The organism is Micromonospora sp. NPDC047074 (genome assembly GCF_040643815.1).
In the GTDB taxonomy this organism is placed as follows: Bacteria; Actinomycetota; Actinomycetes; order Mycobacteriales; family Micromonosporaceae; genus Micromonospora.
In genome coordinates, this window is the sequence record NZ_JBEYVB010000035.1 from 64,259 (window position 1) to 73,642 (window position 9,384).

Annotated in this window: 9 protein-coding genes; 3 read left to right on the forward strand and 6 right to left on the reverse strand. The window is 66.8% G+C overall.

What is annotated here, in order from left to right:
• Positions 1–412: 412 nt before the first annotated feature.
• The 6 genes from ABZ809_RS27855 to ABZ809_RS27880 all read right to left on the reverse strand — a co-directional run bounded on the left by ABZ809_RS27855 (position 413) and on the right by ABZ809_RS27880 (position 6,137).
• Positions 413–1,114: a hypothetical protein gene (locus ABZ809_RS27855; protein WP_357565572.1), complete on the reverse strand. Its 702-nt coding sequence runs from the start codon at positions 1,112–1,114 to the stop codon at positions 413–415.
• A gap of 615 nt (positions 1,115–1,729) precedes the next feature.
• Complete coding sequence (locus ABZ809_RS27860) at positions 1,730–2,638, reverse strand: ParB/RepB/Spo0J family partition protein (RefSeq protein WP_357565573.1); 909 nt, start codon at positions 2,636–2,638, stop codon at positions 1,730–1,732.
• A gap of 16 nt (positions 2,639–2,654) precedes the next feature.
• Positions 2,655–3,401, reverse strand: coding sequence for a ParA family protein (locus ABZ809_RS27865; RefSeq protein ID WP_357565574.1), 747 nt, complete (start codon positions 3,399–3,401; stop codon positions 2,655–2,657).
• A 666-nt stretch (positions 3,402–4,067) separates the two neighbouring features.
• Positions 4,068–5,066, reverse strand: coding sequence for a hypothetical protein (locus ABZ809_RS27870; protein WP_357565575.1), 999 nt, complete (start codon positions 5,064–5,066; stop codon positions 4,068–4,070).
• On the reverse strand, positions 5,063–5,599 hold the full coding sequence (locus tag ABZ809_RS27875; RefSeq protein ID WP_357565576.1) for a hypothetical protein: 537 nt from the start codon (positions 5,597–5,599) through the stop codon (positions 5,063–5,065). The genes ABZ809_RS27870 and ABZ809_RS27875 overlap by 4 nt, the downstream gene beginning before the upstream one ends.
• Before the next feature lie 7 nt (positions 5,600–5,606).
• Positions 5,607–6,137, reverse strand: coding sequence for a DUF402 domain-containing protein (locus ABZ809_RS27880; protein WP_357565577.1), 531 nt, complete (start codon positions 6,135–6,137; stop codon positions 5,607–5,609).
• 274 nt (positions 6,138–6,411) lie between these two features.
• Here ABZ809_RS27880 and ABZ809_RS27885 point away from each other — a divergent pair, with 274 nt between their 5' ends.
• From ABZ809_RS27885 to ABZ809_RS27895, 3 genes are all read left to right on the forward strand, one after another.
• The gene (locus ABZ809_RS27885; RefSeq protein WP_357565578.1) at positions 6,412–6,933 is read left to right on the forward strand and encodes a hypothetical protein; all 522 of its coding nucleotides are present in this window, start codon (positions 6,412–6,414) and stop codon (positions 6,931–6,933) included.
• Positions 6,934–7,718: 785 nt separating this feature from the next.
• The gene (locus ABZ809_RS27890; RefSeq protein ID WP_357565579.1) at positions 7,719–7,907 is read left to right on the forward strand and encodes a hypothetical protein; all 189 of its coding nucleotides are present in this window, start codon (positions 7,719–7,721) and stop codon (positions 7,905–7,907) included.
• 265 nt (positions 7,908–8,172) lie between these two features.
• On the forward strand, positions 8,173–8,388 hold the full coding sequence (locus ABZ809_RS27895) for a hypothetical protein (protein ID WP_357565580.1): 216 nt from the start codon (positions 8,173–8,175) through the stop codon (positions 8,386–8,388).
• Positions 8,389–9,384 lie beyond the last annotated feature (996 nt).

A 9,384-nucleotide genomic window follows, 5' to 3' on the forward strand; every position in this document is an offset into this window, starting at 1 on the left:
GCGTACCGACCGGTAACCGGAGCCGCGCACGGCACAACCAATGTCGACCAGCCGATCAGCCACACCTCCTGCACAAGCTGTGCGCGCCCAAGGTCAGTGACGAAACGTCGGCCTAGCGTTGGACGATGACGGGGTCACCGAACGCGAGATCGAGACGCCGTGCGGGTGGTGCGGCGACGCCATCGTCCAGCCCACCACAGGCCGGGTCCTGCCGACAACGCGCCTACGAGCTGCGTACCGCCCAGCGCCGCCACCAGGCCGACGTCGACACCGGCCGGATCCGGAGCGTGCCGGCCCTACGGGTGCCTGGCTGACCACCGGATGGAGGCGTTGCCTTGCCGCGCTCGCCTGTCACTCAGGCGCTAAGTGTCACCCGCACCGGCCCTGCCAGTACATCGCCGCAGGCGGCGTGTCAGCGTCGGACCGGACGGTGCTGGCCCCGCCGCTGCGGGGGCGTATGGGGGGCGCGTACGGTCCAGGGCCGGGTCTGCAGGACAGCGAGAACCTGGCATCGCGAGGCGATCCAGGCCCCGGTGTCAGGACATGTCCAGCAGGCCAGGTTCAGTGCCTTGGTATGCAGTTCCTTGAGGGGCCGGTTGTAGATCGGCTCGTGATGGCCGATCCGGTTGCGCAGCTCGTGCAGGTCGGCCAGGGGCCCATGGATATCCCGACGCAGCCGCTGGCTAGGCCAGGCGCCACGCAGGTGCGGCCACAGGGATCGGTCGTAGGTGCGGGTGAGCAGGAAGGGCCAGAACCCGAAGGTGAGCTCGGCGATGACCCGTCCGGGTGTTTCCTGCCGCCTGTCACGGGTGGCCTGCTCGCGTGCTTTGTCTATCTGCTGGTGGCGGCGCTCGTCCAGGACGCCACCGGGGTCGAGGTACCAGCGCGGCTCTCGGTAAGTCCGGGTGGACCAGTCGGTCAACTGCCGGTGCATGGCGTTGCGGACCAGAACCTCGACGTGGCCCAGCGTGATCCAGAACGCGCCGCTCATCGTGGCGTTCCACTCGTATAGCGCCACCGCCTGGTCGAGGGCACCGCCCACCGCAGCCTGGTAGGTGCTCAGCCGTTCGGCAGAGAACCGCTGCTGCAGTACCTGTGCTGTCGCCTCAGACACGCATCCCACTCCAGAGACGGGGGCCAGTGCCCCGGATTCCGCACGCCGGCACAGCGTAGGGCGTGGCAGGCCGCCAGCACGCCAGGCATGCGGGAGGCAGGGTGGAAAACTGAATGGCGCCCACCCGAATCCGGGGGACGCCATCCAAAGTTTGAAGCCAGAACTCTGGTGGCCCGAAGGCGCCCAGAGCGTTCGTGGACGATTCTACTACAACTCGCGTGGCCCGCTGGGCTATCTTCCGGCGCGACGTCGACCAGGGAGGTGGCGGCCGCGGACGGACGTGTGGTCAGGCCGGCCGGCGACGCTGAGGTGCTGCGGCCTGCCTTCTCCGACGGGTCTCGATGAGATGGCGCCCTTCAGCGCCTCGAGATGCTGTACGACGAGCAGAGCCGACCCGCCTTCGCCGCCGCCGCCGTGTGGCCCTGGTGATCGTTCGGCGGAGGCCTTGGAGCTCCCTCGTTCGCACCGAGGTGGTGTGCGATCAGCTATTTCCATCGTGATTGCCGAGGAGAAGTGCGACCAGGACATCACCGCCGAAGTGGTGGCGTCCTGGTCGCGATCCGGCTCGCTTTGATCTGTCGTGCCGGCTACCCCGTCATGGCGCCGTTGTCCGACCTACTCGGCGGCGCTAGTGGCTCCTGGCTCTTGGTCGCCCGCAACTGCTGACAGGCGTAGAAGGAGGTTCGCTAGGGCCCGTAGATCCTCGCTCGCCATCTCTGCTCTCAGCGCTTCCGCGATCTTGTCGGGCGTACCGCCTAGGCGCCTGATGGCGGACGCCGTTGGTGACCTCCGCACCTTCGGTGTCGGCGAGGGCCCGTCAGCGCTGGGCTCTCGGTTAACCGCGGTTAATTCCGGCGGCTCGGATGGTTGCTGTCGCTGCTGCAACTCTTCGAGCTGCTCGTCGGGAGCAAGCTGGTGAAGATCACGGACGTCTCGGAGGGGAAGCTCTCCCGACCGCAGCAGTGCCTGTACCTCCGGTGCCAGCTTGAGCAGGTTAAGTCGTTGAGTCACCCAGGCGGGCGTGCGAGACAGCCGGGTGGCTGCCGCCTTGCCCGTTCCACACTCCCGTACCAGTAGCTGAACTGCCTTGGCCTCCTCGATTGGATCAAGATTCTCGCGGTCGAGGTTCTCGGCCGCAGTGGCGCCAACCCACGCTTCTCTACTCTCGGCCAAGCTGTTCTTGACCACGATGTCCAGCGTCGACTGATTCGCCAGCAGCGCCGCAGCACGCCGCCTGCCGCCGGTGACCTGAACCCATGCGGCCTTACCGATTGCAGCCTCGTGCTCTGGAAAGATCCGCAGGAAGGCGTCTCGGGCAACCACAGCGCATGGCTGGAGCTGCCCGTGCGTGCGCATCGACTCGGCGATGCTCTCGATCTTTGCGTGGTCGGTGTCGAGGTCGCGGGTGTTCAGCGGGTTGGCCGCAACCTGCTGGACCCGAGCCGTCCGCGGCGCCGACTCGGCGAAGGCCGGCACCCGCGCCTCAGGCAGCACCGGATCGCTTGCGAGGTCCGACAGATTCACTCGCTTCCCTGCCACCTCAAACCTCCTGGAGGTTCGGCGTGCCGGCCTGGGAGGGGATAATCGCTCCCCCGCCGTAGCCCATCTCTAGCGCCAGCCGGAAGAAGTCCTCACGCGCTTCCATGGCGGTCCGATTCTTCGGGTACTGCGTGACGACCAAGCCCTCCGCGGAGGCACGGGAGTGCAGCTTGTACCGCCGGATGACGGTGTTGCACATCGGCCAGCCCTTGCGGCGGATGTACTGGGCGGTCTGCTGGAGATCGGGTAGCCCGTCTCGCGGGTCCCAACTGTTGACGACCACCCGGTACGGGATTCCGCGAGGCGCGATGACGGACTCGATCGTTCGAGTCGTTGGGTCGTAGCAGAGCGGCTCTGGCACCATCGGCACCAGGACGTCGTCGCACTCGTCGAGCGCCGCCTGGAGGATGCGCTCATCCTCCAGCGAACCTGGTGTGTCGACGAAGATGTGCTCGTAGTGCAGGTTTCGCAGCTTTCGGAGATCGCGGGGGTCGTCGACTTGTGCGAAGTCGAACGGCAGCCCGCCTCCTTGCTGTTCCACACGCCTTGACCACCATACGGACGACGCTTGGGGGTCCGTGGACGCGACCATCACCGGGCTCTCTGGGTCGCCGACAGCTTCAGCGGTTGACCGGAGAATCGGCTCGGGATTGACCAAGACGTCGTAGGTCACTGCCCCCAGGTTCACAGCGAGGGTGGTCTTGCCGACGCCACCCTTCTGGTTGGCGATGACATGTACCTGAGTCATGCAGGCTCCGTTCCGTGTGCTTCCCGGGGCCGATCGTGGCCGCGCGGTACTTCGGATGCCCGCCATGCTAGGGCTGAGCTGGGCCTGGCTAGAAGCCTGGGCCCGGCGCGTCCGGTTAACCGCGGTTAATCGGACGCGCTGGGCCCGTTGTTTGTGGCATGCCCTGATGTGACCTGGACCCAGTCGAGGCCGAAGCCACCGTGCGGCATCTCGACGACCCACCGCCTTGAGGCGAGTCCGGCTACTGGCCGCCGAGACTCTGAAGTACGGAAGCCGGCCGGCCGCTGCAGCACCCCATCGATGTTGACGCGCAACCTCGCCAGGGGTAGGGCGGCCATCGGCGACGACGAGCTGCCTCTGACCGCGCGGGACCTACTCACGCTGCTGCACAAGCTGGGCCAAGGCATGGACTCGCTGCCCATTGGCACGTCACCGCCCGGGCGTCCGAAGCCGCTGGCGGCGCGGTCTGGATGCGGCTGGTCAACGCTTCGGGGTGCGGCCCGCATCGCGGTGACCGTCGTGGAGGGCACCGGAAACCCGGGCGACGACTACTGGAAACCGTGCACCGCCCAGCACACCCCATGCCCAGGAGCGGGAGTTGGCCGGCAAGCTGGCACACCTCAGCCCGCGCCGCCGACCGCATGAGCGGCGCCTGAGAGGGCCGATTCAGCGGCTGTGACCGCGATCTTCGTCGGGGCTTGGCCGACGTACAGACGGCTGAGACGAAGGCGTTCCCTGACTTCCTCCGCGCGCAGCCGCTGCGGTGTTTACCGGGAATGCCAAGGCGGCTCGGCGGGCTGCCTCGGCTCCTGATTCCGCCGCAGGGCGCCTTGGTGGGGGAGTGGTCGTACCCGCCGCTCTGAACCGGTGTCGTGCAGTCTCCCGGTCATCGAGATCGACCTGATCAAGCACGTGCTTGATGTAGGCGGCTTGCATCGGTGGCGACAGTGTGAGGAGGGCTGCGGTGTCGAGGTGGCGGGGCCGGCTTGGCTCGTCTATCTGAACACGGGCCCGGATGGCGTCCGGGTAGAGGAGGCGACGTACCGGGTCGGGCAGATGTCGTGCCGGCGGGTGCACGAAGCGGATCTTGTTGACCCCGGCCTCGGGTGATTGACGTACGACAGGGAGTTCGGTCGTGCACAGGACTGCCTGGCTGTGTCCCATGTCGGAGAAGACAAGCGTTTCGCCCCTGATGTGTTCGGCGTAGCGCTCCGAGAGTCGCTGCCAGATTGCCTTTACGTCGTCAGGGTCCAGGTCCAGTGCGGCTACAGTCCTTCGATCATTGAGCCAGTGCAGGTCCATCTCCGACCCGCCAGGTGTCAGGTGGATAACCGTGACGGGGTCGCCTGGTGTCGCGCGGTTGACGGCTTCGGCCCACGCGTGCGCGAGGTATCGGTTGCCGACAAACTCGCCAGTGGTTGGGTGTTGGGCTCGCCAGGCCCACAGGGTCGACCCGCCGGGGGGTGACGTGAGGTCCATTTCCTCCACACGTTGGCGCAAGTACTCCAGCACGTCCCTGTCGCCGGCGAGCTCGTACAGTCGTTCAGCGCAACGTCGGATGCCGGCGTCATCGGGTCTCCGCGCCTCCCGCTCGCGTTGAAGCTCTACCGCGCGGTTCCAGACTTCGCCGGTGATGGGTACGGCGGCCCGATTCGAGAACGTCATGCGGGGTGGATCAACACTCGGATGGACGCGCTGCCCGGCCGTACGCCATCGAGCATGCTGGAGGCCAGGTTGACCTTCAGTTCGAACAGAGCACGACTACTGCCGGTCGGTTTGAAGAGGGCCGAAGGTCCGGTGTCGCCGACGACGTCGGCGCGCGGCTCGTGCTCGGGGGACCCCAGGGCCCGAACAGCGGCTTGGTAGTAGTTCGTCCACGCCGCGAGTGCCTGCTCAACGACGGCTCGGTTCTCATTGGCTTGGCGGGCGCGCAACTTCCACGCGACGGCGAGAGCTTGCTCGAATCGTGTGCTGTGCTGGTGGCGGAACAGTGTCAGTGATCCGCCGCTGAGGAGAGCGATGGTGAGGTTGTTGTCCGGGTCGAGGGAAGCGAGGCGCCAACCCAGCGACTCAGCCCAGTCCTTCGAGGTCGGAGAGTTGCCATCGCCGGCCCAGACCTCGGCCCAGTTCATGCTCCGGAGCTGAGCCAGGTCTGTTGCCACCTGCTCAGGCGATCGCTTGATCTCTGCATAGCTCATACGACCCTCACCCTGCTCTCGCTGCGGTGTAGGCGATCGGTGGGCGGTCCCACCCGGTAGGAATCTTCGGAACTGGCCAGGAGGGGTCAGGGCTGAAGCTGCACCAGGAACCGTCGAAGGGAAACTCGCCTGTCTGTGCGAGCCGGATCATTCGGTCTGCCTCTGCTCGGATCTCTTGAGCCTGATCGGAGTTCCAGTAGAGCCGATGCCCGATCCGTTCGTGGAACTCCTCGTCATCCTTGAGCTGCCAACTGCGGTCAGGGGCGACCACTACGTCGAGGCAGTGGTCCTCAATGTCGACTCCCACGGTCCCACCTTCTGCCCACCACGCTGGGGGTGTCTGGAGGTTGATGTACCAGTGCGAGAAGGAGCCATCAGGCTGATAAAACCACCAGGTAGACGATGCGGTTTGAGCCTGAAGCATCATCACGATTCCCGGTCCACGCCAGATGTCCTGGACTACCTCGAAGCTGAGGCTGTCGCGCTCTGCCAGTGAGATCTGGTGTCCGGACCTGCCGTCGCTCGCCTTGCTGCGCATGACCGGTGTCTCGGGTGCCACCCACACCATCGCTGTCGAGCTAGAGGTGCCAATCACTTTGGTGGGCCGGGCCTCTCCCAGGTACGGACCCCGGGTGAAACGAACTAGCACTTCCTCGCCGCGACGTAGGTCAGGAAGGAGAGGTCGCACGAGTGAATCCTAGCTGATCTTGATCGATGTGGGACGTCCCTGGTTGACCGCTAGGCGAACGGGACAGGCCACCGACCGGGGATGCAGTAGGCTCCGCCGGCGAAGCCGACGAGGGAGGTTTCTGGTGAAGCAGCACACCGCAGATGGCGCCATGCTCGGAACCGGCAAATGGTCGCTCGTACCCCCGGGCAGCGACGACTTCGAGGTCTACGGCGGAGCGGACACGGTCAAGCGGGCGCGGGAGTGGGCGTTCCGGCACCAGGTCCTGCTGTACCGCGGCCCGGCGCAGGCATGCGTGCACGGGCTGTACCGCATGGATAGCTGCACCTTCTCGGCCTGCAGGTCAGTCGGGATGGACCACACCCAGATTTGGGTGCAGCACGACGGTCGCGGCGCCTTTTTGCTGACCCACCCGTACTTGGACGAGGTTCCGGCGTCGTTGCGGGTCTATGCCGACATGCACGGCCTGAGGGTCGAGTCGAACCCGTTCGACGGCTGGTACGGCAACCGCGCGCTGCCGATCCGGTTGACGGTCCCGCCCGACTGGCCGCTGTGGCCGATCGAACGGGACGCGGTGCTGTTGCTGCACACCCAGCCGGTGAAGTGGCCGCAGGATGACGCCCAGGGCGACGACATCGACGAGTAGGACCGTGAGTATGGCCTGATGCTGCAGGCGAGGCCGCTCAAATGGTGGGAGGCCGTCCGTCGGCGGACTGGCCGACCTGAGTACACGCCGCTCACGCACTCGGCATCGCCCGCCGCGAGGTGCAGGCTCGCGCTACCGACCGGTCCTGGACCGAGGGGGACAAGGAGTGGCTGGACCGCCTCGTTGAGGAGTCCGGCTACACCCGACCGAGTGGGAGCAGGCCCGCCTGGCCGCCATCGAGCCGCACGCTGGCGAGACCGCCGTCAGCCAGGTCGACGCGGAGACGCCGGCGCGGGTTCGCTGGCCTACGACGCTGAGGACGCTTGCTGCTGGCTGCTGTTCTACGACCTGGAGGTCGACAAGCCGGCCGCGTACACGGAACACCTCACCGACCCCGACGACGTCAACGGCGCCCAGGTGTGGGCGGCCGAGGTGTTGGCCGAGCGGCACCGGGTCGAGGTCACCGGCTGGACCGACGGGCAGTTGCTGCCCGGCCGGCCGGCGTACCTCGCGGTGCACGCCGGCAATCCCACGCGCGGCCGGGACGGGCCCGGTGGGGGAGTGGCGGCTGGTGCACGACCCGGTCGACGACGCCCTGGCTGCTCCTGGCCGACGACAAGCCCCACGCCGACCACGACGCCTTGGACGCCGCCGACACCGACCAGGCATGCCAGTGGGCCACCGGCGTCCTGACCGACGCCGGCGTAACCTGCCACGGCTGGACCATCCCGCGCCGACCAGACCGGTGGCCTCGAGTACGTCGCCGACCTGACGGGGCAGTGCTAATGGCTGCCGAGGTCCGGTCGCACGCCAGCGTGTTGGCCTACACCGCGGCGATGAGCACGGCCGCCACGGATGCCCTGGGCAGCCTGGAAAGCGCCATCGCCGCGATGGGTCTACTGGTCCCGAACTCATCGACGGGCAACACGGTGGGCGTCGCCAAGGCGGGGCGCAGTCCATGGCGCGTCAGGTGACCCAAGGCTCGATCGTCCCTACCTACCGCTTAGGTCCACACCACAAGCTCTGGAGCCCTGACTACCTTCGGTAGTGGCGTTTCGGTAAGGGTGCTCTAGGTCCTCGATGCTCACGCTTGAAGTCAGTTCTTTTCAAGCGCGCGCGAACCCTTGCGAGCGCCTCGACGAGTAGCACGAATGGCCGTCCATATGAGATTCTCTGTGTGGCGGAAACACCGGTTAATCGGCCGCTACTCCCGAACCGATACCTCCAAAGGAGAGGCACTTGGCACTGCCGACCGCACCGACCAACCCTCAGGAACCCAACTCACGGGATGGTGAGCAGGAGGCCCTGCTCACGCTGGCCATGGCGTCTGGCCTGCTGGAGCTTCTGAGCAAGCTGGGGCCGGTTACGGACTGGGCCCCCATCCTGGCGGGGGTGGGGGCCCTGGCCGTGGCGAGAATCTTGATCATGCTCTGGCGGGAGCGTAGCGATCGCTGATTCAGCCTAACTTCTAACTAGTTCCACTAGGGGGCCGCTTTGCGGCCCCCTAGTTTTATATCACATGAATTAGTGATTTCGGAAGGGGTAAGGTGCGGCCATCGCTCCGCCGAAATTTTATCAATCGGCTCCAAGCTAATTAGTTTGAAATCGTGGGGGTGGTGGCTCCTTTTCGGGAATCACCTTATGGGCTTTGACGTGTGCAGTGAATTGCTGCGTACGACACGCGTCTAGAGCCTCCATTGCGTCCGTTCGAGGGCTCAGCGTCAGGCGAGGGAGGGACGCGGGCCGGGGGCCGGTACGAGGCCGGGGCCCGCGACGAGGCCGGGGGGCGCGAGATGGGGCCGGGGCCGCGACGAGGCCGGGGGCGAGATGGGGCCGGGGGCGAGCTGGGCCGAGTGAGGCCGGGGGCCGGCATGGGCGAGTGAGGCCGGGGGCCGGAGACAGGGACCGGAGACCGGAGAGACAGAGACCGGAGAGACAGAGACCGGAGACCGGGACCGGAGAGACAGAGACCGGAGAGACAGAGACCGGAGAGACAGAGACCGGAGACAGAGACCGGAGACCGGGACCGGAGACCGGGACCGGAGACCGGGACATGTTCATGGACACGTCCTCGCGAACGTGTCCGTGGACCGTGTCCTCGCGACGTGTCCGTGGACCGTGTCCGCGAGGACGTGTCCATGGACCGTGTCCTCCTGGACGGTGTGCGCTCGTGCGTCCACCGGTACCGACCGACTCACGCGGTACCGACCGACTCGCTACCGCGGTACCGACCGGCTCACGCGGTACCGACCGACTCGCTACCGCGGTACCGACCGGCTCACGCGGTACCGACCGACCCACGCGGTACCGCTCGCCACCTTCTTGTTCCGCCCTGCTCCGCCTGGGCGTGCGCGCTGCTCCGCCTGGGCGTGCGCGCTGCTCCGCCTGGGCGTGCGCGCTGCTCCGCCTGGGCGTGCGCGCTGCTCCGCCTGGGCGTGCGCGCTGCTCCGC